At 65.1% G+C, this 23,726-nt stretch carries 25 protein-coding genes; 19 read left to right on the top strand and 6 right to left on the bottom strand.

Annotated features, from left to right (window positions below; all coding sequences use genetic code 11):
- The first annotated feature begins 51 nt into the window (after positions 1-51).
- The 5 genes from EN853_RS26555 (at position 52) to msrA (ending at position 1,868) form a co-directional block, all read left to right on the top strand.
- Complete coding sequence (locus EN853_RS26555; protein WP_127862071.1) at positions 52-291, top strand: ABC transporter permease; 240 nt, start codon at positions 52-54, stop codon at positions 289-291.
- Positions 276-470 carry a hypothetical protein gene (locus tag EN853_RS26550; protein ID WP_127862070.1) on the top strand — a complete coding sequence of 65 codons (195 nt, stop codon included), beginning with the start codon at positions 276-278 and terminating at the stop codon, positions 468-470. Before EN853_RS26555 ends, EN853_RS26550 begins: the two co-directional genes overlap by 16 nt.
- Positions 470-793, top strand: a complete 324-nt coding sequence (locus tag EN853_RS26545) for a hypothetical protein (RefSeq protein WP_127862069.1) — start codon at positions 470-472, stop codon at positions 791-793. Before EN853_RS26550 ends, EN853_RS26545 begins: the two co-directional genes overlap by 1 nt.
- A 153-nt stretch (positions 794-946) precedes the next feature.
- A complete protein-coding gene (locus EN853_RS26540; RefSeq protein WP_127862068.1) occupies positions 947-1,198 on the top strand; it encodes a hypothetical protein in 252 nt (83 codons plus the stop codon).
- Between the two features lie 151 nt (positions 1,199-1,349).
- Positions 1,350-1,868 carry a peptide-methionine (S)-S-oxide reductase MsrA gene (msrA, locus tag EN853_RS26535; RefSeq protein ID WP_127862067.1) on the top strand — a complete coding sequence of 173 codons (519 nt, stop codon included), beginning with the start codon at positions 1,350-1,352 and terminating at the stop codon, positions 1,866-1,868.
- Between the two features lie 95 nt (positions 1,869-1,963).
- Here msrA and EN853_RS26530 read toward each other — a convergent pair whose 3' ends face one another.
- Positions 1,964-2,158: a hypothetical protein gene (locus EN853_RS26530; RefSeq protein WP_126094503.1), complete on the bottom strand. Its 195-nt coding sequence runs from the start codon at positions 2,156-2,158 to the stop codon at positions 1,964-1,966.
- Between the two features lie 168 nt (positions 2,159-2,326).
- On the opposite strand from EN853_RS26530, the gene EN853_RS26525 reads away from it, so the two are divergent.
- The gene (locus EN853_RS26525; RefSeq protein WP_127862066.1) at positions 2,327-2,596 is read left to right on the top strand and encodes a hypothetical protein; all 270 of its coding nucleotides are present in this window, start codon (positions 2,327-2,329) and stop codon (positions 2,594-2,596) included.
- A gap of 47 nt (positions 2,597-2,643) precedes the next feature.
- Here the strand turns inward: EN853_RS26525 and EN853_RS26520 are convergent, their stop codons facing one another.
- From EN853_RS26520 to EN853_RS26510, 3 genes are all read right to left on the bottom strand, one after another.
- Positions 2,644-3,189, bottom strand: a complete 546-nt coding sequence (locus EN853_RS26520; RefSeq protein WP_127862065.1) for a hypothetical protein — start codon at positions 3,187-3,189, stop codon at positions 2,644-2,646.
- Positions 3,190-3,756: 567 nt separating this feature from the next.
- Positions 3,757-4,209: a GFA family protein gene (locus EN853_RS26515; RefSeq protein ID WP_127862064.1), complete on the bottom strand. Its 453-nt coding sequence runs from the start codon at positions 4,207-4,209 to the stop codon at positions 3,757-3,759.
- A 94-nt stretch (positions 4,210-4,303) separates the two neighbouring features.
- Positions 4,304-4,594, bottom strand: a complete 291-nt coding sequence (locus tag EN853_RS26510; protein WP_127862127.1) for a hypothetical protein — start codon at positions 4,592-4,594, stop codon at positions 4,304-4,306.
- 682 nt (positions 4,595-5,276) lie between these two features.
- On the opposite strand from EN853_RS26510, the gene EN853_RS26505 reads away from it, so the two are divergent.
- The 6 genes from EN853_RS26505 (at position 5,277) to EN853_RS26480 (ending at position 11,931) form a co-directional block, all read left to right on the top strand.
- Complete coding sequence (locus EN853_RS26505; RefSeq protein WP_127862063.1) at positions 5,277-6,503, top strand: anion transporter; 1,227 nt, start codon at positions 5,277-5,279, stop codon at positions 6,501-6,503.
- 423 nt (positions 6,504-6,926) lie between these two features.
- Complete coding sequence (locus tag EN853_RS26500) at positions 6,927-7,940, top strand: LacI family DNA-binding transcriptional regulator (protein ID WP_127862062.1); 1,014 nt, start codon at positions 6,927-6,929, stop codon at positions 7,938-7,940.
- Positions 7,937-9,454 (top strand): sugar ABC transporter ATP-binding protein, encoded by a 1,518-nt coding sequence (locus tag EN853_RS26495; RefSeq protein WP_127862061.1) that lies wholly within the window; start codon positions 7,937-7,939, stop codon positions 9,452-9,454. The genes EN853_RS26500 and EN853_RS26495 overlap by 4 nt, the downstream gene beginning before the upstream one ends.
- The gene (locus tag EN853_RS26490; protein WP_127862060.1) at positions 9,454-10,521 is read left to right on the top strand and encodes an ABC transporter permease; all 1,068 of its coding nucleotides are present in this window, start codon (positions 9,454-9,456) and stop codon (positions 10,519-10,521) included. Before EN853_RS26495 ends, EN853_RS26490 begins: the two co-directional genes overlap by 1 nt.
- An 86-nt stretch (positions 10,522-10,607) precedes the next feature.
- Entirely contained in the window at positions 10,608-11,594 is a 987-nt protein-coding gene (locus EN853_RS26485) for a substrate-binding domain-containing protein (protein ID WP_127862059.1), read from the top strand.
- A gap of 106 nt (positions 11,595-11,700) precedes the next feature.
- A complete protein-coding gene (locus EN853_RS26480) occupies positions 11,701-11,931 on the top strand; it encodes a hypothetical protein (RefSeq protein WP_127862058.1) in 231 nt (76 codons plus the stop codon).
- Positions 11,932-12,144: 213 nt separating this feature from the next.
- Here the strand turns inward: EN853_RS26480 and EN853_RS26475 are convergent, their stop codons facing one another.
- Together EN853_RS26475 and EN853_RS26470 are read right to left on the bottom strand one after the other, a co-directional pair.
- Positions 12,145-13,203: an aminopeptidase gene (locus EN853_RS26475; RefSeq protein ID WP_127862057.1), complete on the bottom strand. Its 1,059-nt coding sequence runs from the start codon at positions 13,201-13,203 to the stop codon at positions 12,145-12,147.
- A 162-nt stretch (positions 13,204-13,365) separates the two neighbouring features.
- Positions 13,366-14,349 (bottom strand): nucleoside hydrolase, encoded by a 984-nt coding sequence (locus tag EN853_RS26470; RefSeq protein WP_127862056.1) that lies wholly within the window; start codon positions 14,347-14,349, stop codon positions 13,366-13,368.
- Positions 14,350-14,565: 216 nt separating this feature from the next.
- Here EN853_RS26470 and EN853_RS26465 point away from each other — a divergent pair, with 216 nt between their 5' ends.
- The 7 genes from EN853_RS26465 to EN853_RS26435 all read left to right on the top strand — a co-directional run bounded on the left by EN853_RS26465 (position 14,566) and on the right by EN853_RS26435 (position 23,359).
- Positions 14,566-15,165, top strand: a complete 600-nt coding sequence (locus tag EN853_RS26465) for a LysE family transporter (protein WP_167524610.1) — start codon at positions 14,566-14,568, stop codon at positions 15,163-15,165.
- A gap of 112 nt (positions 15,166-15,277) precedes the next feature.
- Entirely contained in the window at positions 15,278-17,317 is a 2,040-nt protein-coding gene (locus tag EN853_RS26460; protein WP_127862054.1) for an ABC transporter ATP-binding protein/permease, read from the top strand.
- 291 nt (positions 17,318-17,608) lie between these two features.
- On the top strand, positions 17,609-19,000 hold the full coding sequence (locus tag EN853_RS26455; protein WP_127862053.1) for a polysaccharide biosynthesis/export family protein: 1,392 nt from the start codon (positions 17,609-17,611) through the stop codon (positions 18,998-19,000).
- A gap of 40 nt (positions 19,001-19,040) precedes the next feature.
- Positions 19,041-19,754: a hypothetical protein gene (locus EN853_RS26450; protein ID WP_127862052.1), complete on the top strand. Its 714-nt coding sequence runs from the start codon at positions 19,041-19,043 to the stop codon at positions 19,752-19,754.
- A gap of 255 nt (positions 19,755-20,009) precedes the next feature.
- Positions 20,010-20,417: a DOPA 4,5-dioxygenase family protein gene (locus EN853_RS26445; protein WP_127862051.1), complete on the top strand. Its 408-nt coding sequence runs from the start codon at positions 20,010-20,012 to the stop codon at positions 20,415-20,417.
- A 337-nt stretch (positions 20,418-20,754) separates the two neighbouring features.
- Positions 20,755-22,791 carry a hypothetical protein gene (locus EN853_RS26440; RefSeq protein ID WP_127862050.1) on the top strand — a complete coding sequence of 679 codons (2,037 nt, stop codon included), beginning with the start codon at positions 20,755-20,757 and terminating at the stop codon, positions 22,789-22,791.
- Between the two features lie 25 nt (positions 22,792-22,816).
- Positions 22,817-23,359, top strand: coding sequence for a hypothetical protein (locus EN853_RS26435; protein WP_128357058.1), 543 nt, complete (start codon positions 22,817-22,819; stop codon positions 23,357-23,359).
- Positions 23,360-23,726 lie beyond the last annotated feature (367 nt).

The raw sequence follows: 23,726 nt of genomic DNA, 5'->3' as shown, positions 1-23,726 counted from the left end.
GGTCATCGGCGCGCTGCTGCTTATCGGCGCGCTTGTCGTGTGGTGCCTGGCATGACGGCGCTCCTGTCCTTCCTCTCCGGCAATCCGGCGATCCTGGGTGTGCTGGCCTCCTTCATTGCGGCGCTCGGCTGGGGTTTTCACCAGCGGCTTGCCGGCGCCAGGGCCGAGCGCGACCGGCAGGCCACGGCCGAGGCTGCGGCGCGCGACATCGCCGACCAGGTCGACTGCGATATCGGCGCGCTGCCCGCCGATGCGCTCAAGAAGGAGCTGAAGGCATGGGCAAAGGACTGATCGCGGCCGTCGTCGTCGCCGCGCTCGGCGGCTGCAGCACGGCCAAGGGCGGCTTCTGCGCGGTCTCCTCGCCGCTGCGCCTCTCCGCCAGGGCGGTCGATACGCTGTCAAACGAGGAGGCGAGGGCGCTTCTCGCCCACAACCGCAAGGGCGAAAAACTCTGCGGCTGGAGGCCCTGATGCACGACATCTTCGACCTGCTCGGCATCAAGGGCCAGGTGGTGGCCGCCGGTCTCGCCGGCGGGGCGCTGAGAGCGCTCTCGCGCCATCGCTATAAACTGCGCGAGATGGTGGCCTCGCCGATCTGCGGCGCCTTGGCTGCCGCCTATCTGACGCTGCCCGTAGTCGCCTGGGTTCAGGCGAGCGGCCTGCCGATGCCCGAAGCCGCCGACGACACCACCACTCTAGCCGCCGCCTTCCTCATCGGCGTCTCGGCGATGTGGATCTCGGACATCGTCTTCGAGGTAGTGGTGCGGCGGTTCAAGCCGGCGCGAGAGGAATGAAGTGGCCCCGGCGCGGACTTTGCCGGTCCAGGCCGTTCATCGTCGACCTTAAGCCAGCCGCCGGCAGATTCTCCGAAAACTCCGTGAACCAATTCGTGCCGCCGCGCGACGCATGGGGGCAAATGAACGCCATCTACCCATGGAGATTTTCCGATGACTGCAATCCTTCGCAATGCACTTCTGGCCGCTGTCGCCGTCTCAGCTATCGGCGGCTCCGCGATGGCCGGCCAGCAGATCTACGAATGCGACAACACGCCGACCAACAAGCTCTGGGCCGGCCGCTGCTGCGGCGCCGGTGACGCCAACTGCCTGGGCGGTGAAAGCCACCACCAGGGCAGGGGTGATCACGGCCGGGGCGACAAGGGCGGGAGCAACAACGGCAGAAGCGACAAGGGGCCTAAGTGAGGCTGACCAGGCAACCCGATGCCCGCCGGTTGGTCCAACCGGCGGGCATCGGCGCAGACCAGGCGCTCTGCTGCTCACCTTCGGGCGCTTGAGCGGCTGGAAGAAGCGGGCCACAATCCCTACCTGTGGAGAAATCCAAAGGAGGTTTGACATGGCTTCATCCGAACGTGCGGTCCTTGCCGGCGGCTGCTTCTGGGGCATGCAGGATCTGATCCGCCGCATCCCCGGCGTGATCTCCACCCGTGTCGGCTACAGCGGCGGCGACGTGCCGAACGCAACCTACCGCAACCACGGCACCCATGCCGAGGCGATCGAGATCATCTTCGATCCGACCAAGACCAGTTTCCGTACGCTGCTTGAATTCTTCTTCCAGATCCACGACCCGACGACCAGGAACCGCCAGGGCAACGATGTCGGCATGAGCTACCGCTCGGCGATCTTCTACACCAGCGACGAGCAGAAGCTGGTCGCCGAGGACACCATTGCCGATGTCGACGCCTCGGGCCTCTGGCCGGGCAAGGTCGTCACCGAACTCGCTCCCGTCGGTCCTTTCTGGGAGGCCGAGCCCGAGCATCAGGATTATCTGGAGCGCTATCCCAACGGCTATACCTGCCATTTCGTCCGGCCGGGCTGGAAGCTTCCCGTCCGTCAGAAGGCCGCCGCTTCGTAAAGATGGCGGCTGCAAAGCCGCCCCCCGCTTGTCCACGATCACGCCCGCCGTGCCGAAAGGCATGGCGGGCTTTTTTTGCGTTCTGGCTGGTAGCCTTAGCCTTTGGCCCGGCGGTTCTCGTTCTCGTGGCTGCCGATCCAATGGGCCCGGATACGGTCGCTGGCTTCGAGATAAGCCATGTCGATGAGATATGTCAGAAGCTTTTCGCCATCGGCCTCAGCCCTCTGGCGAAGCTCCCGCAAGATCCCCTGCGCAAACTGCAGGTTTTCCATTTTGCTTGGCTGGTCCATCGGTGCCCCCAATGTCTGCACGGGAAGTTTGGCTCACTATATTTGTACGAAGGTTGCGGTCTGACTCACGGCTGGGCTGTACCCGGTTGCACCCGCGCTCGATCGACCAAGCTGTTGGACAATGCGCGGAAATGTCGATATTTTACGCCCCCCAATCGGATAGCGACCATGCACGAAGACGAGGGCAGCACTCCTGACAAGTTGCAAGCCATGCTTGACGTGATTGCCAGGAGCGAACCCTCGAGCGGGAGCGGCGAGGCCGATCTCGGCCGGCTGAAGGCCGACGCCGCCAAGGCGGCCAATGCGCTGATCGAATTCTACGGCGACGCTGCCCTCGAGCGCGCCAGGCTTATCGAGCGCCGCTCGCCCCAGTCGCATTTCGCGCGCCTGGTGACGGCCGAGGTCGGCAAGCGCGGCAGGTTCCCGCCCGGAAGCTAGGCCGGGAACCGGCCCGGAAGCTGGGAAAGAAACTGGCAATCTTCGCCTCAGGAGGATTTGCGCCTCCTCGATTTCTCGTCAAGCCTCTGTTGTATCTCCTCCTGGATGTTGTCCAGGAGATAGGACAGCATGTCCTGTCCGATCGACTGCGCGATTTCCTTGGCCTGCTCGACATGGTTGTGGATTTCGCGCAATGACTGGTCGTCGTACGCGGCGCTCTGCGTCAGGTCGACGAACCAGCCGGGATAGAGCGCTGCCTCACCCATGCCGTCGACATAGCATTGGCCGACGGCCAGGATCTTGCGTAGCCCCATCTTTTCCGAGCGGACCTTGTAGACCTCGCGGAAACCTGACCTGCGCTCGATCGCCTTGCGGATCGCCAGCCGAATTCGCAGCTGATCGTCCCGCTCTATGCTTTGCATCCACCGTTCCAGCGGTGCGCCGTGCGAGAATTCCTCGAGCGTCAGGTCGAAATAGGCGGACAGATTCGCGTCGCCATAGACGCGGTCGCGCTTGATGTCCCAGGTCCAGAATCCGTCGATCGGCGGATACCGCATATGCACGTTGCGGCCGCGTTCAGGCGCCCACGTCATTGAAAACTGCCCCGTCCAGTTTCAAGATTCGCCAACACTATGTCGCAAAATGCCAAAGAAACAAAGGTGGCCTTTTGTACAAGGTCGAAAATCATAGGCATTGCTTCTTGGTGTCGAGCCGCTTGAACGCACAGTTGCGACGACCAGAAATACAAATGGTAAGAATTTTCGCTCGCTGAAACGATTTTCACGTCGCTATCGCAGTGGAGACTCGGAACTTCACGCGATAAGCAAAAGCACCTGAAGTCGAATACAACCTCAAAGGCTGTACTCGCCCGGATGCGTAGCCAAGAATGGACATTCTATCGATCTTGCAAGGCCGGCGCGGCAATGCTGGTGTGTTGCCTGAGCCGCGCCGGCCAAAGCGGCCTCCAAAAAGTCTCGCCGCGCCGGGATGCTAGCGGCTGGTGCCGGCCCGGCAACCGACCGGTGGTTGAAAATGCGCGAGCTTCAGGACGAGGACGAGGCCCCCGCGGCCGGCGGCCCGCGATCTCCGGGCATATTGCCGGCCTGCTGGGACCGTTGTTTCCCTGGATCTGGGACTTAAGCCTTGCGGCGACCAAGAACTTAGGCTGACTTGCGATGCGGCTCTGGCTGCTCTCCCGCTTCGCCACCATCGGTCGCCGAATCGGCTGCCGTCCTGTCATGCTCGAACTGGCGCGCCTCGGGCAGGGGATGCAACCAGTGCTCGCGCCGGCCGATCCACAGTTCGTAGCTGGGCTCCAGCCCTTCGGTCGGCGCGACATCCAGGCTGCCGATCATGACCTCGGCCTCGTCCTCGCCAACCGATGGCAAGCGGCTGCCGCAGGTCGGGCAAAAGCTTCTGCCGCCATAGGTGCTGGTAATTCCCTCGCTTTCGAACGCCTGGCGTGGCCATATGGCAAAGGCCTGATAGGCCGATCCGCTGGTTTTGCGGCAGTCCTTGCAATGGCACAGGCCGACCCTCAGCGGCTCGCCGGTCACCCGGAACTGGACTCCGCCGCACAGGCAGCTGCCGCTGCGCATGATGTCGTTGGACATGGCCGTTCCTCCTGCAGCCGGGATCCTTGCTGTCACCACCCGTTACAATTCGCGCGCGGCCGCAACGGTTCCGCACCGCGGGTGGAAGCGCCGCTCAACCGGGGAAGTCGAAGACCGGTTCCTCGCAGCGGTAGACGCGGCACGGACCGTCGCGGGTCGGAACCGCGACCGACATCGGGACTTCCGGCCAGTCGCACTCGTTGCCGAACTGGCGCACGAAACGATCATAGGTGTTGGGCCCGGTGGTCAGCACCGCCGCGTGCCGGCTCTGAATCAGCGCCTGCGCCTCGGCGCAACTCATGGCCCGCGTGTCGGGGCGCGCATCGGCGGCGCCGGCGCTCCACAATATCATGCTGGCAACAAGGGCGGTCCACAGGCTTTTCATCGAGGCACCGGTTTCCAATCAAGGTTTTCCCGCGACGAATATGGATCGGCGCCGGAGCGCCGCAAGGCTTTTGTGCGGGCCGGTGAGGATATTCCTGCGATCGGCCGTGTCGCGATCGGGCAGCCGGCGAGGCGAGAATCGGCGCGATGTCGGCAAGAGGCTAAAGCGCATCGCGATCTTTCAGATCCGCTCCGTGCTTTAGCTTTCTGATTTCTACGCATGCCTTTGTCCCGACAACCGGTTCCCGCTTTCGGGTGACATGCTTTAGTCAGGCATTCTGGCTTCCGCGTCCCACGCATTCGAGGCAGACCACGCTGTGTCCCGGGCAGCTCAGCCGATGCGTCCCTTCCGGGCAGCAATGGCCGTTGGAACTGACCCAGCGGGCGCAGATGAAGACTTTCCTGGCGCCATGGCAGCGCCGGCATTCCGTCGAGGGCATCAAAAACTCCTCAGGCGAGAGGCGATGCCCGCCTTCAACGACCGTGTTCATCCGTTTAGTCCCCAACGACTGGATTGTCGGTCCGGTGTATTTTCGAAAAATATTACATTAGCTATTCGCAATATAAAAGCCGCCGGGGCGGATGACGAAAGTTTCAACAGTCCGCGCTTTCCCTTTGCCGCGCCCTTGCTAAAGGTGAGGCAGGCAGAATCTGCCGGGCAGGGCGAACGGGAACCTTTTGCAATGACATGGACGGGCGCGGCAGCGCTATTCATCCTGATAGCCACCTATGCCGGCGTCGCCGTAGGTCGCATTCCGGGCCTGCGCCTCGACCGCGCCGGCATCGCGCTGCTTGGCGGCGCGGCCATGATCGCTGTCGGCGCGATCAGCATCGAGGATGCCTACCGCGCCATCAACTTCGACACCATCACGCTGCTTCTCGGTATGATGATCGTGGTGGCGCATCTGAAAGTATCCGGCGCCTTCCGCGCGCTCGGCGGCTTCGCCATCGAGCACGCTCATGCGCCCTTCATGCTGCTGATCATGGTGACGCTGCTCACCGGCGTGCTCTCGGCCTTCCTGGTCAATGACGCGATCTGCCTGGTGATGGCGCCGATCGTCGTCCATGTCACCCGCGTCATCAGGCGCAACCCGGTTCCCTATCTGATCGCCACCTGCACCGCCTCCAACTGCGGCAGCGTCGCCACCATCACCGGCAACCCGCAGAACATGGTGATCGGCGCGCTGTCCGGCATTTCCTACCCGGCCTTCATCGCGGCACTTTCACCCGTCGCGCTGTTCGGTCTTGTCGCCGTCATCGTCATCGTGCGCGTCGTCTACCGCGCTGAATTTTCGCGGCCCGCCGAGCTCAGCCCCGAGGTCTATCGCGGCCGCATGCTGCCCGGCCAGGTGCTGAAGGCGACCATCGTCTGCGTCGCGCTGGCGATCGCCTTTTTCGCCGGTATCCCCGTCGCAAAGGCGGCGCTGATCGCCGGCGCCTTCCTGCTTGTTACCCGGGCGATCAAGCCGCACCGCATCTACCGCGAGATCGATGGTCCGCTGCTCTTCATGTTCGCCGGCCTGTTCGTGGTGGTGGCGGGTGCGGAGCGCACGCTTCTGACGCCGGACATGATCGCCTCGGCGAAGGCAATAGGCCTCGACGATGTCTGGCGGCTTTCCGGCTTCACCGCCGTGCTTTCCAACATCATGAGCAATGTGCCGGCCGTGCTGGCGCTGCGGCCCTTCATTCCGGGCCTGGAAAACCCCGAGCGCGCCTGGCTGGTCGTGGCGATGAGCTCGACGCTCGCAGGCAATTTCACGCTGCTGGGCTCGGTCGCCAACCTCATCGTCGCCGAGCAGGCGAAAGCGGCTGGCAAGGAGCTGTCGTTCATGGCCTTCTTCAAGGTCGGCCTGCCGCTGACGTTGATCACGCTGCTGGTCGGCACGGCCTGGCTGGCGGTTACTTCGTAGCTGCCCGCAGCCTTCGTTGGGGTCAGTCCTTTCGGCGTGGTGTCCCCAACCCGAGCGTTTGCGCTGCCCCTCATCCGGCTGCCGCCGTCTTCTCCCCGTGAACGGGGAGAAGGGCGCTCTCGCCTCTGGTTTCGCCAATCGCCAGCCTTGCAGGAAGAGCGCCAACGTTGCGACCAGCCCTCTTCTCCCCGTTTACGTGGAGAAGGTGCCGACAGGCGGATGAGGGGCGGCGCCGATCTCGACAATTGGCTTGCAACGCCAATCACCGCTCCAATTGCTCCCGCCAAAAGGATTTCCACAACCCGTCATCGAATCGATTGCGCAAACGTTTCGATGGCTCTATGGTTTCGCCAGATCCGCCGCAGAGCGGACGGGAAACGCATTCAAGGGAGGAGCGCTTGGCTGCACTCCGTAAGAGCCCTCATGCCGACAATGGCTGAGGTCGCACGCCGCGCCGGCGTCTCGGTTTCGACCGTCTCGCACGTCGTCAACCGCACGCGCTTCGTCTCGCCCGAGAAGGCGCAGCTCATCAACGACGCCATCGCCGCCATGGGCTACCAGCCCAACGAGCTGGCGCGCTCGCTGAAAGTGGCCTCGACAAGGAGCGTCGGGCTCGCCATCTCGGCGATCTCCAATCCCTACTTCACCGACATCATCTGCGCGGTCGAAGCCGAATGTGCGCGGCTCGGCCTGATGGTGTTCCTCTCCGACACGCAGGAAGACCCCGGCCGCGAGCTGCAGGTGGTGCGCGCCTTCCACCAGCGCCGCGTCGACGGCGTGATCCTGGCGCCTTCCGGCGCGCCGCAGCGCGCGATCGACTATCTCGCCGACAAGAAGGTTCCATGCGTTCTGATCGACCGCTTCGCCGACGACCGTTTCGATCAGATCGGCGTCGAGAACGAAACGGCGATGCGAGCGCTCATCGACCATGTCGCCTCGTTCGGCCATCGACGTATCGGCTACATTGCCGGCCAGCCGGGGCTCGCCACCACGCGCGAGCGCGTCGACGCCTTCCGCGCCTCGCTCGCCGCCAATGGACTTGAATGCCTGCCGCACTATGTCTCGCCCGAGAATGTCGACACGGCGAGCGCCACGGCATCGACCCATGCGATCCTGTCGCTGCCCGCGCCGCCCACCGCATTGGTCACCGGCAACAACATGACGACGATCGGGGCAGTCCGCGCCATCCGCGAGAAGGGTCTATCGATCCCGCGCGACCTGTCGCTCGTCGGCTTCGACGATTTCGAATGGGCCGACTGTTTCGAGCCACGCCTGACGCTGGTCGAGCAGCCCTGCACCGAGATCGGCCGCCAGGCCGCCGCGCTGCTCAGCGCCCGCATCGCTTCCAGCGACGCGGCACCCCACGCCGTGCGGCTGCAAGCGAGGCTGCAGGCGCGAGAATCCTGCGCGCGGCCGGCCCAGACGAGGCCAGCATGAGCGCGGCACTGCTTTCCGTTACCGGCGCCGTGAAACACTTCGGCGGGGTGCAGGCGCTGCGCGGCGTCGACTTCGACCTCAAGGCAGGCGAAATCCATGCGCTGCTCGGCGAGAACGGTGCCGGCAAGTCGACGCTGATGAACCTGCTTTCGGGCGTCTACACGCCGGACGAGGGCGAAATCCGCATCGACGGCGAGCCGGTCACCTTCAGCAATCCGCGCGAGGCGCAAGCGGCCGGCATCGCCACCATCTTCCAGGAGCTCGACCTTGTGCCCTCGCTCGATGTCGCGGCGAACCTCTTCCTCGGCCGCGAATTGATGCGGGCGGGCGGCATGCTCGACGTGCCGGCGATGCGCCGCGAGGCGAAACGGCGGCTGGAGGCGATCGAGCTCGCCATCGATCCGGCGCGCCTCGTCGCCGACCTTTCGATCGGCCAGCGCCAGGTGGTGGCGATCGTCAAGGCGCTGTCCTACGCCTCGCGCGTGCTGATCATGGACGAGCCGACGGCGGCGCTTACCGTCGGCGAGGTCGAGCGCCTGTTCGACATCATGAGGAAGCTCGCGGCAAGCGGCGTTGGTATCGTCTACATCTCGCATCGGCTGGAGGAAGTCCCTGATATCGCCGACCGCGTGACGGTGATGCGCGACGGCCGAATTGCCGGCATCACCGAGCCGCATACGCCGCAGGCCGAGCTGGTGCGCCTGCTGGTCGGCCGGCCGCTCGACGAGCTTTACCCGGAACGCGCGAAGAAGGCCGGCAAGACGCTGCTCAGCCTCAAGGATGCGAGCTTCCGGCTCGCCCGCGAAAGCGCCGGCTGGCAGCCGCCGAGCGGTATTTCGCTGGAGGTCAAGGAAGGCGAGATCGTCGGACTTGCCGGCATCATGGGGGCGGGGCGCACCGAGCTGCTCAGCGCTCTCTACGGTACCGGCCTTGCCGGCCGCTGGCAGGGCGAGGTCGCGGTCGACGGCCGGCCGGTGAAGCTCGACTCCATCAGCGCGGCGCGCAAGGCCGGCATCGCCTTCGTCACCGACGACCGGCGCGGCAGCGGCCTGATGCTCAGGATGGCGGTCGGGCTCAACCTGGTAATGTCGGTGATCCGCCGCATCTCGCCGGCCGGCCTGATGTCGCCGCGCCGCCAGGCGGAGGCCGTGCGGCAGTCCTTCGGCCAGTTCGACATCCGCCCGAAGAACCCGGACATCGCCGTCGGCGCGCTGTCCGGCGGCAACCAGCAGAAGGTGGTGCTGGCCAAGGAGATCCTCGGCAACCCGCGCCTGCTGTTGCTCGACGAGCCGACGCGCGGCGTCGATGTCGGGGCCAAGGGCGAGATCTATGCGCGGCTGAGAGCACTCGCGGCGCAGGGGCTGGGCATATTGGTCGCCTCCAGCGAGATGCCGGAGCTGATCGGGCTCTGCGACCGGATCGTGGTGCTGCGCCAGGGGCGCAATGTGGCGGAATTCAACGGCGGCGTCGACGAGCACACCGTGCTTGCCGCGGCAAACGGCAGGGAGGCCTGATGTCGGACCAGAAGATTTCGGTGGCGGCAAGCCCGGCAGCTTCAAGTCCAGCCGCGACGGCAGCAAAGCATCGCGTCGACCCGCTGGCGATCATCGTGCGCTTCCAGAGCCTGATCGGCCTGGTGCTGGTGGCGATCGGAGGCGTCATTTTCTCGCCCCGGCGCCACGGCGAGATCCTGTTCCTCAACCCCGACAACATCGCCAACATCGTGCGCGCCGTGTCGGAGACCGGCATCATCGCCATCGGCATGACCTTCGTCATCATCACCGCCGGCATCGACCTCTCGGTCGGCGCGGTGCTCGGCCTCTCCGCCGTGGTCACCGCCACCATGATGATCTCCGGCGGCTTCGGGCTGATCTCCACGATCATCGCCGTGCTCGCCATGGGCATCGTCTTCGGCGTCGTCCAGGGCACGATCTCCACCCGCTTCCGGCTGGAGCCCTTCATCGTCACGCTGGCCGGGCTGCAGGCGGCGCGGGGTCTGGCGCTGATCGTCTCCGGCAACCAGTACATCAATATCTCCTATGGCGACGGGCCGGGCCTCGCGCCGCCGGTCTTCGCGGTGCTGGGCGAGCGTCTGTTCGACAACACCGTGCCGGTGGCGACCATCGTCTTCATCATCTTTGCCGCTTTAGCCACGCTGGTGCTCAACACCACGCGCTTCGGCCGCTACGTCTACGCCGTCGGCGGCAACGAGCGCGCCGCGCGCATTTCCGGCGTGCCGGTGTCGATGGTCAAGATCTCGGTCTATGCCATCACCGGCTTTGCTTCCGCGCTTGCCGGCATCGTGCACGCCGGCCAGTTCAACTTCGGCAGCGCCAATGACGGCCTGGGTTATGAATTGACGGCCATTGCCGCCGTCGTCATCGGCGGCACCAGCCTGTTCGGCGGCGCGGGCTCGATGGTCGGCACCGTCGCCGGCACCATCATGCTCGGCGCTTTGGCCAACATCCTTCAGCTCAACAACATCACCCCCGCCACACAGCTGCTCGCGACCGCCGCGATCATCGTCTTGGCGGCAGTGCTCCAATCCCTTGTTCGCCGCCGTGAGGGATTGGGACGATAGGAGGCCGGCGGCAGCATTCTGGAAGAGCAACCCGAGGAACCGTAACGAAGGTCTGGCACCCCGGCCAGACGAGGAGGAGACTAAGCATGAGAACCACACTGAGAGGATCGCGCGTCCTGCGGGCCGCGCTGCTGGCAGGCGCCGGCCTATGCGTTGCCGGAACGGCTGAAGCCGCCGACCCGATGGTGAAGGCGTGTGCCAAGGACGGCCAGTTCGTCATCGGCTTTTCGCAGGCCAACAATGCCGAGCCCTATCGCCAGCACGTCAATGACGAGCTGACGGCGGCGGCCAAGGAGGTGCCGGGCTTCACGCTGCAGATCGCCGACGGCGCCGGCAACGTCAACACGCAGACCTCGCAGGTCGACAATTTCATCACCCAGAAAGTCGATCTCCTCTTGATCTCGCCCTTCGAGGCAGCGCCGCTGACGCCCGCCGTGAAGCGCGCCATGGATGCCGGCATTCCGGTGATCGAGCTCGACCGCAAGACGGTGGGCGACCCCGGCAAGGACTACACGGCCTTCATCGGCGGCGACAATTTCAAGATCGCCCAGGAAGCCGGCAAGTTCACGGCGACCAAGCTTTTGCCCGACGGCGGCGAGGCGGCGGTTCTGGAAGGCCTGCCGAGCTCGACCCCGGCGGTGGAGCGCTTGAACGGCTTCAAGGAAGGCGTGAAGGCCAACCCAAAGATCCAGATCGTCGCCGAGCAGGCCGCCGACTGGGTTCCGGATAAAGCCCAGACCGCCTTTTCCGCCATGCTGCAGGCCCATCCCGACATCAAGGTGCTCTATGCCTCGAACGACATGATGGCGGCGGGCGCGCTGCTGGCTGCCAAGGGCGCCGGCAAGGACGTCAAGATCATCGGCACCGACGGCCTGCCGGGCCCGGCCGGGGGCATCGAGGCGGTGGCCAAGGGCGATTGGGCCGCGACCTTCACCTATCCGACCGGCGCCAAGGAAGCGATCGAGATGTCGAAGAAGATCCTGCTCGACTGCGCGACCTCGGTGGATGCGACCGTGACGGTGGACACCACCGCGATCACGCCGGAGAACGCCAAGCAGTTGGCCGGAAAGTAGGGCAGGGCTCTACCATCGGAGCTGTTCGACAAGGCCCCGGGAGGGGCCTTGTTTTTGTTTTCAGGCCCGGTTAAGCCGCCGCTCCACCAACCGAAGGACGACACAAGTGAGCGAACCGACCGTGGTCCAGGCGACCGAGAACATCTATGCCTCGCTCAAGGCGGACAATGCCGACATCGACGCGCATATCGCGACGCTCAAGGCGGCGCTGGCGCGAGAAGGGATAAGAGAGGCGGTGTTCGATCCGGCCAAACTGGCGCACAACAACCGCGCGGGCCGCAAGCTGATGCAGGCTTATTTCCGCCAGCGCGGCGTGACCGTGACGTTTTCGAGCTAGTAGAGCTAGGACTGCCGATTGGGTGCCGGCAAGGCCCAGAAGCTATTGCGACGAGGCCCGTACGGGCCTTGTTTTGTTTTCGGGCCGTGGCGCGGTCTCGCGTGGCTTCCCGGGGGCAATCGCATATGGTGGCGCTGCCATATGAAACTTTCCTTGCATGACGCTCGAGCCAGCATCGCGCAAAGGGCGGGGATGCCCCTCCGGCTGTGAGCGTCAATTGCACGTAGCCGCGGTCTTCAACGCCTCCGCTCGGGAAGTTGCGGGCAAGGCCGCAATTCGTCGAACGGAAGCGTAGAACCTCGGATAGTCGCCTGAGCACAGATCGTACAGGCGAAGGAAGGCCGGAACCTGTTCGCCGTAGACAGCAGTTGCGGCGAGCTTTGCGTTGTTGATCGGGCTATCGAACCAGGCGTCGTATCCGTGGTATCCGGCCCAGCGCTTGTCGCGCAGCTGCCGGTAGCGCATCCGCAGCCTGTCGAATGCGGCGTCTTTGGCGGCAGCCATTTGCTCCGGGCTACGCGGACTTCCATAGACCTGCTGCAACTCTTCCCGCGTTTTCGCTATCAGCGCGAGAAAGTCGGCGCTGCGCTTGCGATTGGCTTCGTAGCGGCGCAGTCCGGCGCGGTTGCCGGTGGCGCGGAGCCATTTTCTGGCGCCGCTGGTTTCGACCGAAACTGCGAAAGCCTCGTTGAAGGCGGAGTCGTTGTTCACATAGATTTTCTGATGCGCCAGTTCATGAAAGACAAGGCTGGCGATGTAGGTGTCGTCGTGCCGGAGCATGGTGCTGAGCAGCGGATCGCTGAACCAGCCCAGCGTGGAATATGCCGTGACGCCTGAGACGTAAACGTCCAGCCCCTGTCGCTGCAGTTCGGCAGCGCTTTCAATCGCGGATTTCCGTGAAAAGTAACCCCGGTAGGAAACGCAGCCGAAAACCGGAAAACACCATGTTACCGGCGCGAGCGAAAATTGCGGCGCGGCAAAAACGGCATAGGTCACGTTGTCCCGGCCGATGTCGACATAGCTGCGGTAGCTGCTGTTGTCGGGCAGCGCCAGTTCATCGGTGGCGAAGCGGCGTATGGCGGCGGCCGACGTCAACTTGGCGCGCAATGCCTTTGGCGTCGAAGGATCGCTGATCAGCTTCCCGACATTCCTGCGCGCCGCCATGATCTCGACATGGCCCTCCAGCGACTGTGCGTAATAGGAAATGCTGGTGCACCCGGCTACCCCGGACACCAGGACCAGAGCCGCAAGCAATCGAAACACGCGCTTCAAAGCTTGCCCCCGCTTGCTCGTATCCCCGTTGAGCAAATGTCCCCATTTGCCCCCGTGTCTCAAACAGGCCCACCAATTTTCGTCAAGACCTGGAGGGTGCAGGTCGGACTTTCGACTTGGAAGGATTGGCAATGCCTTTCGACAAGGTCCGTGGTAGCCGCCTCAGTGACTCACCCCTTGCCCCTTCGTCAGCCGCTCCAGCGCATCCACAATCAGATCGCAGAACTTCGCATGGTCGAGCTTCATCGCCACGGTGTGGCGAAAGTTTACCTGATCGCTCGCCGTGCCGCCGAAATGGCGCATGCCGCCCATCTTCTCGAAATTGCAGACCGTCATGCCTTTGGTCCAGCGTCCGGCGGTTTCGACGCGGATATCGGCCTTCTCGGTGGTGAAGACGCTTCCGTCGATCATGGCCGCGACGCAGCAGGCGTCGTGGACGGCGGGATAGGCGATCTGCAAGAGGCCGCCATGGGTGGTCGCTATGAACTCCCAGATATCGAGGATGAACTTGGCGATCGGGCCGCCGACGGCACGGACCCTCTCCTGCAGCTCCGGGGTGGCCAGAGCCTGGTGCGTGAGGTCGAGCCCCACCATGGTCACGTCCCAATCGGCGCGGAACACCACGTCGGCGGCCTCCGGGTCGCCATAGATGTTGAACTCCGCCGCGGGCGTGATGTTGGCGCGCGAAAAACTGCCGCCCATCGCGACGACCCGCTTCACCCGCTCGACGATGCGCGGCTCCTTGCGCACGGCCAAAGCGATGTTGGTGTAGGGGCCGACGGGCACCAGGGTGATGGTCTTCGGCTCATGCGCCATCACCGTGTCGATGATGAAGTCGACGGCATGCCGCTTGTCGAGCTCGAACGAGGCGGGCGGCAGCACCGGGCCGTCGAGCCCGGTCTCGCCGTGGATCTCGACGGCCAGCACCTGATCGATGATCAGCGGGCCGGGAGAGCCCTTGGCCACCGGCACCTTGATGCCGTAGGCGGCGCAGACGGAGAGCGCATTGCGTGTTGTGTTCTCGACATTGTGGTTGCCCGAAACCGTGGTGATGCCGAGGAGGTCGATCTTCGGGTTCCCGGCCGCGAGCAGGATGGCGATGGCGTCATCATGCCCCGGATCGCTATCCAGGATGATCTTTTCCATGGCGGCGTCCTCCCTGTCGGCCGCGGCGACTACAAACTGCCACGCCCGGCGCCGTCAACATTCTCATGTTGGCCGAACCGATCGGCCCGCCAGGGGTGGTGACAATCAGCCTGGCGCGTGCATTGTTTGCGCGGCAACCGTCATCGACCTGGGAGAAGAGCCTTGACCGAGCTTGCAACCATCCTGTCCATCCTTGGCGTTTTCCTGCTCGGCGCGATGAGCCCTGGGCCAAGCTTCGTCGTCGTCTCGCGCATCGCGGTGGCCGGCGAGCGCACCGACGGCCTGGCGGCGGCGATCGGCATGGGCATCGGCGGCTTCATCTTCGCCACCATTGCCATGGCCGGCCTGACGGCGCTGCTCGTCCAGGTCGCCTGGCTGGACATTGTTCTGCGCATTGCCGGTGGCGCCTATCTGTTGTGGATCGGCATCAAGATCTGGCGCGGCGCTCATCAGCCGATCGAGATCGCCAGTGATGCATCGGCACGCGCCGGCTCGTTCTGGCGGGCGTTGCGCCGGGCGCTTCTGGTGCAACTCGCCAATCCCAAGACCGCGATCTTCTACGCTTCGATGTTCGCGGCCATGCTGCCGGCCTCACCGCCGCTCTGGATGCTCTTCGTGCTGCCGCCGCTGCTCTTCCTCAACGAATTCGCCTGGTACGCCATCGTCGCCTTCGCCTTTTCCGCCAGCCGGCCGCGCGCGGCCTATCTCGGCACCAAGCACTGGATCGACCGCGCCGCCGGCGCCGTCGTCGGCGCGCTCGGCCTGAAGCTGATGTGGGAAGGCATGGCCGCGGCGCGGCGGGGGTTTGCCGGGTGAGGTGACCGCGAGAGCAGGGCGGCGCTGCCCTGCGCGATTGCTCGACCGGTCGGATGGCCCGGGTCAGTGCATCCGCAGTGAAACCTTTTGATTTCCAGGCCGTTGTCGGCCGATGCCCCCGGTCAAGTCCAAACCGAAACCGACCGACAACACCAAACAGCGCGGTGCCCGGAAGGCGCGCGAAAGGAAGACTCGCCCGCAGAAATCGCGCGAAGGAAACGCGCGCGACGAGAAGGAACCGGCTGCCGAGCCAACGCCGGAGGTGAACGGTCAGGCCGCGCCGCCACCGGCGGCCGTCGAACCCGATCCCGAGCTGACGCCTGAACAGGCCGAGCAGGCGCGCAAGAAATACCTCTTGAGGCGTTTCTGGATCAGCGGGCGCGGCTATTGGGGCCGGCATGGCGACAAGCTCGCATGGCCGTTCACGGTTCTGCTGCTGGTACTGATCGTCGTCAATGTCGGCTTCCAGTACGGCATCAACGTCTGGAACCGCGCCTTCTTCGACGCCATCGAGCAGCGCAACGTCAGCACCGTCTATATGCTGAGCGCCGTCTTCGTGCCGCTGGTGGCCGGAAGCGCCAGCCTTGTCGTCGCGCAGGTCTACCTGCGCATGACGATCCAGCGCCGCTGGCGCTCCTGGCTCACCACCGCCGTGATCGCGCGCTGGCTGGCCAGCGGCCGCTACTACCAGCTCAACCTCGTCAAAGGCGACCACACCAACCCCGAAGCCCGCCTCACCGAAGATCTGCGCATAGCCACCGAGTCGCCCGTCGATTTCATCGCCGGCGTCCTCAACGCGTTCCTGGCGGCCTCGACCTTCATCGTGGTGCTGTGGACGATCGGCGGGGCGCTGAGCTTCACGCTGGCGGGCACAACCGTCACCATCCCCGGCTTCCTCGTCGTCACCGCGGTCATCTATGCCGCCATCACCTCCACCTCGATGACGGTCATCGGCCGCCACTTCGTTCAGCTTTCCGAGGCGAAGAACCAGGCGGAAGCCGAATTCCGCTACGTGCTGACGCGCGTGCGCGAGAACGGCGAGAGCATCGCGCTGCTGGGCGGCGAGAAGGAGGAGCGCAGCGGCATCGACAGGAATTTCGGCCATGTGCTCAGGCAATGGGCGCAGCTGACCGGACAGCACATGCGCACCGCGCTTGTCTCGCAAGGCTCGATGCTGTTCGCGCCGGTGGTGCCGGTGCTGCTGTGCGCGCCAAAATTCCTCGAAGGCTCGATGTCGCTTGGCCAGGTCATGCAGGCGGCGTCGGCCTTCGCCATCGTGCAGGGCGCCTTCGGCTGGCTCGTCGACAACTATCCGCGGCTTGCCGATTGGAACGCCTCGGCCCGCCGCATCGCCTCGCTGATGATGTCGCTCGACGGGCTGGAGCGCGCCGAACAGAGCGACACTTTCGGCCGCATCAGGCACGGCAAGACCGAAAACGGCGCGATGCTCAGCCTCGACAATCTCTCCGTCACGCTCAACGACGGCACCGGCGTGGTCAAGGAGACCGAGGTCGAGATCGAGCCGGGCGAGCGGGTGCTGGTCGCGGGCGAATCCGGCACCGGCAAGTCGACGCTGGTGCGGGCCGTTGCCGGCCTCTGGCCATGGGGCGGCGGCAGCGTCAACTTCCATGCCGGCCGGCGGCTGTTCATGCTGCCGCAGCGCCCCTACATCCCGACAGGCACGCTGCGCCGTGCCGTCGCCTATCCCGCCGCCGCCGACAACTGGAAGAAGGGCGAGATCGATGCCGCCCTCGACAAGGTCGGCCTCGATTACCTGAAAGACAGGCTCGAGGACGACGCGCCGTGGGACCAGACGCTGTCGGGCGGCGAAAAGCAGCGCCTCGCCTTCGCGCGTCTCTTGCTGCACAGCCCCGACATCGTCGTGCTGGACGAGGCGACCTCCGCGCTCGACGAGAAGAGCCAGGACCAGATGATGGAGACGGTGATCCGCGAACTGCCCAAGGTCACCATCATCAGCGTCGCCCACCGCGCCGAGTTGGAAGCTTTCCACAGCCGCAAGATCACGCTGGAACGCCACAAGGGCGGGGCGAAGCTGGTGAGCGATGTCGAGCTGGTGCCAAGGAGGGGGAAGCGGAGCCTGATCAAGCGGGCGCTGTGGGGGAGCGGGACGCGGGATCGAGAGCCAGGGTGAGGGGAACGCGCGTTCTCCTCGGCCGCAGGGCGCGACCCGCGTATTAGGTGAAACTAATTTGCAAGTTATCCGTTAACGGCGCGGTGGGCGAACTCAATCCATGCCATTAGCCGCCCACGACGGATCGATAGTTACTAAGTTAAAAGGAGACGGTCCCTAAGCCTTTTGCGGTGCTTGGCGTTGGCGAGAGCGCTTTTCTATCATGGGTCTTTGGCGCGGCGTCCAGCCGCGGAGTACGGGTTCACGGAGAGTAGATCGCGGCGAGGGGCGCGCAGCCGGTGGGGTTCAGTGATGAACCATGTGCAGGGTACCCAATCAGCATGCTTCCATCGGGACTTCACCTTCATTGGACGACGGGTTTCGAGTTTACGTCCTGGAACGCGCGGTAGAGGCTGCACCCTCGCGCTATGCCTCATTTCGCTATGCCTCGTCCTGCTGCTGGGACTTCCGGCGAGGAGCCAGTCGACGGTCGACGACAGGCTGGGCCCCGGAGACTGGATCGAACTGCACGTCTGGCACTGGACCGCGCTGCGCGGCGGCGTCCTGGAGGGATTGCAGCTCAACCGAAACTTCGGCATCGACCAGACCGGCAGGCTTGATCTTCCAAACATCGGCAGCATTGGCGCCGCGGGCCTCAGCACGGACGAGTTGGCAAAGCTGATTGCCGATCGCCTGCAGGCCAGGAGTGGCCTGCCCGAGCGGCCGGAGACGAGCGTCGAGCGCATCCTGAAGCCGGCCACCGAAACGACAGGTTCCGTGGCATCCGAAGGCGGCCAGACGGCGCCCGAAGATATGGCGCCCACGGCGCCAGAGGCGCTCAAGGTACCGGAGCCGCTCAAGGAGGCTGCACGAAGCTTGCCCAGCGAGCATGAGCAGGCTTTGCGCCGTGAATTGGAGGCGGCACGAGCGGCGCTGGATGTCATGCAACGCAACGCGCGCGAGGAAAGCGCCGAGGCACATGCGGTTGCCGACAAGGCGGCCAGACAGGCGCAAGACCTGGAAAAGCAGCGGCAGAAAGCCGAAGCGCTGGCGCTCGATCTGGAGGCGGCGCGGCGCGTTATCGAAGGCTTCAAGGCCAAGGCCATGGTCTGGGACGATGAAAAGGCCGCCATGCTTCAGGCGGATCGCTCGGCAGAAGCCTCCCGGGCTGCTGTCCAGCGGACGCTCGATGAGGAGCGGCACAAGGTTGAGCTCGTGGAACAGGAACTCGCCTCGTCCCGCCAGGCCATCGACGGTCTCAGGACAGGCGCAGATGAGGCTGCGGTCGAACGGGCCAACGCCATAAAGGACCGCCAGGCGGCCGAGGCCGCGTTGAAGCAGGCCGGCGAGGCGCTGGCGCTGGAACGCCAACGGGCGGATGCCGCCGCGCGTGATCTCGACAGCATGCGCAAGGAGCGCGACGCTTCACGGGAGGCCGCGGCAGCGTTGAGCGCGGCCCTGGGACAAGAGCGCGAAAGGTCTGTCGGCCTGGCCCGCATCCTCAGTGCAGCACGGCAGGCAACCGGCATCGTCAAGGCGGAGCGTCGCACGGTGAACATGAAGCGCATGCCGAAAGCGTCGGCGCGCAAGGCGCCGGACAAGCAGAGGGTCAAGCTGCAAAGGTCGCCGCAACCCGACCTGGTGGCGACCATAGCTCTTCCCGCCGCTTTGCTGCCGACGCGACCACCGAAGCCGGACCCATGAGGAGCGGCGACCCGTAACGATACCGCGGGGAGGTATGGCCATGAAGAAATACATAGCAGCGGCCTTGGCGATCGGGATCACGACCGGGCCTGCCTCGGCTGTTGACGTCGGCGGGGGCGGCACCGTTGGCGGTGTCGGGGTCGGCGCTGGATTGAGCGCCGGTTCGCAAGGCGTGTCGGCGGATGCGGGTACGAGCGTCGACGGCGTCGGCGGAGCCAACGTTGGCGCATCGACCAGCGGCGGCGGATCACTCGGCGTCAGTGCCGGCGGCAACCTGGGCAGCCCACGCGCGGGCGTGTCGACGGGCGCCCAAGTGGGCAACCATCCTTCCGTCCAGCGCGGACCGCCTGCCTCTGCCCGGCGCCCGGCCGCGGCCACGAAAGCTTTGGCCAAGACCGCGGCACACTCCATCGTCCTGCCGCGAGCGCTGCGGCCTTCCAGGGCTGCCGACGGTGACCTGCGGCGGCTCACCGGGCGGCATCCGTTTGCGGTCCTGCCACCTCTGAAAGCGGTACCCGGCACGTCGGGTGCCGTGGTGCGCGCCTGTCGCGCGGCGATCATGACTGCAGCGAAGCCCCTTGGCGCCGTGCGTGTCTACGCAGCAAGCGCAGGCCACGCGCTTCAACGTCAAGGCGGTCTCAACGCCCCCATCGCGGTGCGCATAGACTATGAAAGGCAAGGCGGCATTGAAGTCCGGCAGGCGCGGGTCGGCTGCCGCCTCGACGCGGCGGGGGCGGTCACGGCGGTGATTTAGCGCGCACAGACACAACGGCGCCAAACCTCGGCTATTCGGTCTTCTCGACAAAAAGGCAGCGCATTGGCCGCGTTTTCCTTGGCCGCGGCAGGGCTATCGTCTATGGCGCTCCCCCGCGCAGCGCCGAGGCGGAGCGGGGGCTGGCACTGCCGTGCTATTACCTTCCTGAACCGCGCGGGATCGGCTGCAGACAAGGCGCCCGCGCCTCGGCTACAGTTGCGCCGGGTGCAAAAATCATCGAAGGGGAGCATCGCGATGAACGACGTCAGGGCACTTTCCGAGATCGCCAGCTACCACGCCCATATCTACTACGCCGGGCCGGCCGAGCGGCAACAAGCCGAATGGCTGCGTCTGCGCATTGCAGAGCGTTTCCGCGTGCGCCTGGGCAACTGGCGCGACGAGCCGGTCGGCCCGCATCAGCAGGCCATGTACCAGGTCTCTTTCGCGAACGAGGTTTTCGCCTCGCTGGTGCCGTGGCTGATGCTGAACCACGGCGGCTTGAGCATCCTCATCCACCCCAACACCGCCAACCCCAAGCGCGACCACCTGGTCGACCCGGTCTGGATCGGCCGCCCGCTTGGCGTGAACGGCGAGGTGCTTCCGGACGATGACGAGGCGGAAGCGGCGCTGGAGGTGAATACCGAGCCGACGATTGGGGTTTAGGAGGAGCCGTCCTCGAAGCCGTCTCCACATTGGACGAGAGGAGAGCACGCTGCGGGCGGCGAACCGCCGAAGCCTCGATCAGGATCTGCCGCAAATATGCAGCCAAGCTAAAATACCCGGCCGCGACATGGCGTTTCGCGCAGTTCACCTTGGAGCGGCGCAGAGGGGGCGTAATCTGAGGCAGGAAAAGAGTTGAACACCGCCCGGGCGTTACTGGTGATGTCTTGGAAACACACCCGCGATAAAGACAAGCGGTGAGCGGTTCTACTGCTTGCCAAACCGATGACCAGCCCATAAGCCTTGATTTCTGCGATCATTGATCCTCGGGGGAGGGCTTGTGGCGAAACAAACAAAGTTCGCGACGAAATGCGCCGCGTTGCGCCTGGGCGCCGCGATCCTCGCCATGCCGGTCGCCGATGCGTTTGCCGACAATGTCGTTGCGGACGACCAGATCGTCCAGGGAAGCCTCTGCGTCGGCCTGGATTGCGTCGACAACGAGGCCTTCGGGTTCAACACGATCATCGTGAAGGAAAACAACACACGGATCTATTTCGACGACACCAGCTCGGCGGCCGGATTTGCCGCCAATGACTGGGCGCTGATCGCGAACGATTCTGCTGGGGGTGGCGCCAACTACTTCGGCATCCAGGATGCGACGAGCAACAGGATGGTGTTCCGCGTCAATGCAGGCGCTCCGGAGAATGCGCTCTATGTCAGCAGCTCGGGCAATCTGGGCCTCGGCACGTCCAGTCCGGCCCTTGGGCTGCAGATAACCCGAGGCGATACGCCGGCGATCCGCCTGGAGCAGACCAATGCCAGCGGCTTCACGGCGCAGACCTGGGACATCGGCGCCAACGAGGCCAACTTCTTCGTGCGCGACACGACGAACGGGAGCCAGCTTCCTTTCCGCATCCGGCCGGGCGCCCCGACGAGCAGCCTCGACATCGCCGCGAACGGCAATGTCGGTCTCGGCACGACTTCCCCCGACAGCAAGCTGCATGTCTACGGCAGCTCCTCGCAAGACACTTTCGAGACCATCGGCGTGTCCTCGGCGGCCAGCGCGGACGGACTGACCCTCGGCTATGGCGGCGCGAGCCTCGGCGTCGGGACGTCGCTGATCAATGCCCATTCGGCTAGCGGGTCAAGCGGCCGGCTTCTCCTTGCCACCGATGGCGTGACGCGCATGACCATCGATGGAAACGGCAACGTGGGCATCGGCACGACCACCCCCGCCGCGGGTCTCGACGTCGTGGGCACCGTTCGTTTTGCATCGCTGGCGGGCTGCACCTCCGGCATCGGCACCAATGCCTCGGGCGATCTGGCCTGCATCACCGGCGGCGGAAGTCCGCCATATTACGACACGACCGCCTCCGGCCCACAGCCGAACGCCAGCGGAACGAACTCCACCGCCGCCGGTTCGGGGAGCAATGCCAGCGGCACGAATGCGCTGGCCGGCGGCACCAACAACCAGTCGCAGGGAAACAACACCACCGTCATCGGCTCGAACAACAGTGTCACGGGCAACGACAGCGGCGCTTTCGGCACGGGCAACACCGTCAACGGCAATGGCAGCTACGCGGTCGGCGACCCCAATGTCGTGAACGGCAACAACGCCTTCGTTTACGGCGACGACAATTCCGTCAACGCCCCGAATGTCGCCGGCAACGGCAACGGCATCCAGGTCTTCGGGTCGAACAACAGCGTCGCAAGCACCGCCAATTCATCCGGATCGCTGGTGGTCGGATCGGGCAATAAGGTCAACGCCACCAACGCCGTCGCGCTCGGCAATGGAACGACCGTGACCGGCGCCAAAGCAATCGCCGTCGGATCGGGCGCATCGTCGGCCGGCCTGAACGCGGTTGCGATCGGCGCCGGTGCGAGCGCCGGCTATGCGGGCTCGGCGGCCTACGGCTCGGGCGCGGTCGCGACAAGGCAGAACGAGCAGGTCTTCGGGACGGCGAGCAACACCTATGCGATGCCCGGCTTGACGTCGGCGGCAAGTTCGTTGGCCCAAACCGGCTCGATTCAGATCGTCACCACCGATTCCACCGGCAATCTTGCTTCCGTGAGCCCGGGCGTGCTCGGCCTCTCCGACCCTTCGCTGTTCAACAGCCTCAACTCCCGCATCGACACTGTCGGCAGCCACGCCTATTCGGGCGTCGCCATGGCGATGGCGCTGGCCGGCGCCCCGACCGTGCTTCCGGACGAGAGATTCGTCACCACCTTGAACTGGGGCACATTCGAGGGCGCCAACGCCTTTGCGCTCAGCGCGGGCGCCCGGCTCGGCGAGCAGCTCCAGCTGAATGGCGGCGTCGCCTTCGATCCCGACCAGCATATGGCCGGCGGACGGCTGGGCCTGAGGATGAGCTGGTAGGAAGCGGTCCCGCCGGCGCGACATGATGATCCCGATGAAAATAGTCACAACCATCCTTGCGGCGATGCTGGCCGTGTGCACCGCTGGACCTGGCCTTGCCCAGACCCAGGCGCCGGCGGAGGGGAAGAAGAAGGCGGCGGCGCCGGCCCCACCCGGCTGGCCCGCGAATGCCGCGCAGTCGATCTACCTCGCCCGCAGCACGATGATGGCTCTCCAGCAGGCGGTGGAGACAGGCAATTTCACGGTGCTCAGGGATCTGGGTTCGCCAGGCTTTCGCGCCCAGAACACCGCCGCCGATCTTGCGATCAGGTTCCAGGCTCTGCGCCAGGCCGGCGCGGATCTCACGGCGGTTGCCGTCATCGCACCGCAATTGTCCACGCCTCCCTTTCTCGATCCCCAGAAGCAACTGCACCTCGTCGGCCTGTTCCCCACGCAGCCGCTGGAAATCGATTTCGACCTGTCCTTCGAAAACGTCGACAACCGCTGGAGGATCTCCGCCATCGGAGTGACGGCCGCCCCGGCGCCGAAAGGCCCAGACAGCGGCGAGAAGGGTAAACCGGCGAAATAAACGGCCGCTCGCGACGGCGTGGGCGAGAAGCACCCGCGCTGGTGACTTCGACCAACCCCAGGCGCGACCATCTGGTCGACCCGATGGCCGCCGGAGCGAACCGGGCATCGTGATCTGCCGAAGGCTCGCGCCGGCGGCAGATCACCTCAAGAAGCACCGCCGGCTCAGGGCCAACGCCGCGCCTATCACCTTCGTCATCCTAGGGCGGAGCAAGGAGCGAAGCGACGCGCGCAGACCCTAGGATCCTGTGTGTTGGTTCCGGTGTATGGTTGAAGTGGGAAGGAGACCGAGTGGATCCTGGTCGTCCTTTCGGACAGGCCGTGGCATGGCCCGGTCCCTTCCCACCGGTAAAACCATCAACCTGAAC

The sequence above is a fragment of the Mesorhizobium sp. M1C.F.Ca.ET.210.01.1.1 genome, assembly GCF_004791585.1.
GTDB lineage: Bacteria > Pseudomonadota > Alphaproteobacteria > Rhizobiales > Rhizobiaceae > Mesorhizobium.
Note: the sequence above shows the minus strand (reverse complement) of the source record. Positions and strands in the feature narration are given on the sequence as shown.

Coding starts and splice junctions, on each gene's coding strand:
- EN853_RS26555 (WP_127862071.1), top strand. CDS start 52: ATGACGGCGCTCCTGTCCTTCCTCTCCGGCAATCCGGCGATCCTGGGT.
- EN853_RS26550 (WP_127862070.1), top strand. CDS start 276: ATGGGCAAAGGACTGATCGCGGCCGTCGTCGTCGCCGCGCTCGGCGGC.
- EN853_RS26545 (WP_127862069.1), top strand. CDS start 470: ATGCACGACATCTTCGACCTGCTCGGCATCAAGGGCCAGGTGGTGGCC.
- EN853_RS26540 (WP_127862068.1), top strand. CDS start 947: ATGACTGCAATCCTTCGCAATGCACTTCTGGCCGCTGTCGCCGTCTCA.
- msrA (WP_127862067.1), top strand. CDS start 1,350: ATGGCTTCATCCGAACGTGCGGTCCTTGCCGGCGGCTGCTTCTGGGGC.
- EN853_RS26530 (WP_126094503.1), bottom strand. CDS start 2,158: ATGGACCAGCCAAGCAAAATGGAAAACCTGCAGTTTGCGCAGGGGATC.
- EN853_RS26525 (WP_127862066.1), top strand. CDS start 2,327: ATGCACGAAGACGAGGGCAGCACTCCTGACAAGTTGCAAGCCATGCTT.
- EN853_RS26520 (WP_127862065.1), bottom strand. CDS start 3,189: ATGACGTGGGCGCCTGAACGCGGCCGCAACGTGCATATGCGGTATCCG.
- EN853_RS26515 (WP_127862064.1), bottom strand. CDS start 4,209: ATGTCCAACGACATCATGCGCAGCGGCAGCTGCCTGTGCGGCGGAGTC.
- EN853_RS26510 (WP_127862127.1), bottom strand. CDS start 4,594: ATGAAAAGCCTGTGGACCGCCCTTGTTGCCAGCATGATATTGTGGAGC.
- EN853_RS26505 (WP_127862063.1), top strand. CDS start 5,277: ATGACATGGACGGGCGCGGCAGCGCTATTCATCCTGATAGCCACCTAT.
- EN853_RS26500 (WP_127862062.1), top strand. CDS start 6,927: ATGCCGACAATGGCTGAGGTCGCACGCCGCGCCGGCGTCTCGGTTTCG.
- EN853_RS26495 (WP_127862061.1), top strand. CDS start 7,937: ATGAGCGCGGCACTGCTTTCCGTTACCGGCGCCGTGAAACACTTCGGC.
- EN853_RS26490 (WP_127862060.1), top strand. CDS start 9,454: ATGTCGGACCAGAAGATTTCGGTGGCGGCAAGCCCGGCAGCTTCAAGT.
- EN853_RS26485 (WP_127862059.1), top strand. CDS start 10,608: ATGAGAACCACACTGAGAGGATCGCGCGTCCTGCGGGCCGCGCTGCTG.
- EN853_RS26470 (WP_127862056.1), bottom strand. CDS start 14,349: ATGGAAAAGATCATCCTGGATAGCGATCCGGGGCATGATGACGCCATC.
- EN853_RS26465 (WP_167524610.1), top strand. CDS start 14,566: ATGAGCCCTGGGCCAAGCTTCGTCGTCGTCTCGCGCATCGCGGTGGCC.
- EN853_RS26460 (WP_127862054.1), top strand. CDS start 15,278: ATGCCCCCGGTCAAGTCCAAACCGAAACCGACCGACAACACCAAACAG.
- EN853_RS26455 (WP_127862053.1), top strand. CDS start 17,609: ATGAACCATGTGCAGGGTACCCAATCAGCATGCTTCCATCGGGACTTC.
- EN853_RS26450 (WP_127862052.1), top strand. CDS start 19,041: ATGAAGAAATACATAGCAGCGGCCTTGGCGATCGGGATCACGACCGGG.
- EN853_RS26445 (WP_127862051.1), top strand. CDS start 20,010: ATGAACGACGTCAGGGCACTTTCCGAGATCGCCAGCTACCACGCCCAT.
- EN853_RS26435 (WP_128357058.1), top strand. CDS start 22,817: ATGATCCCGATGAAAATAGTCACAACCATCCTTGCGGCGATGCTGGCC.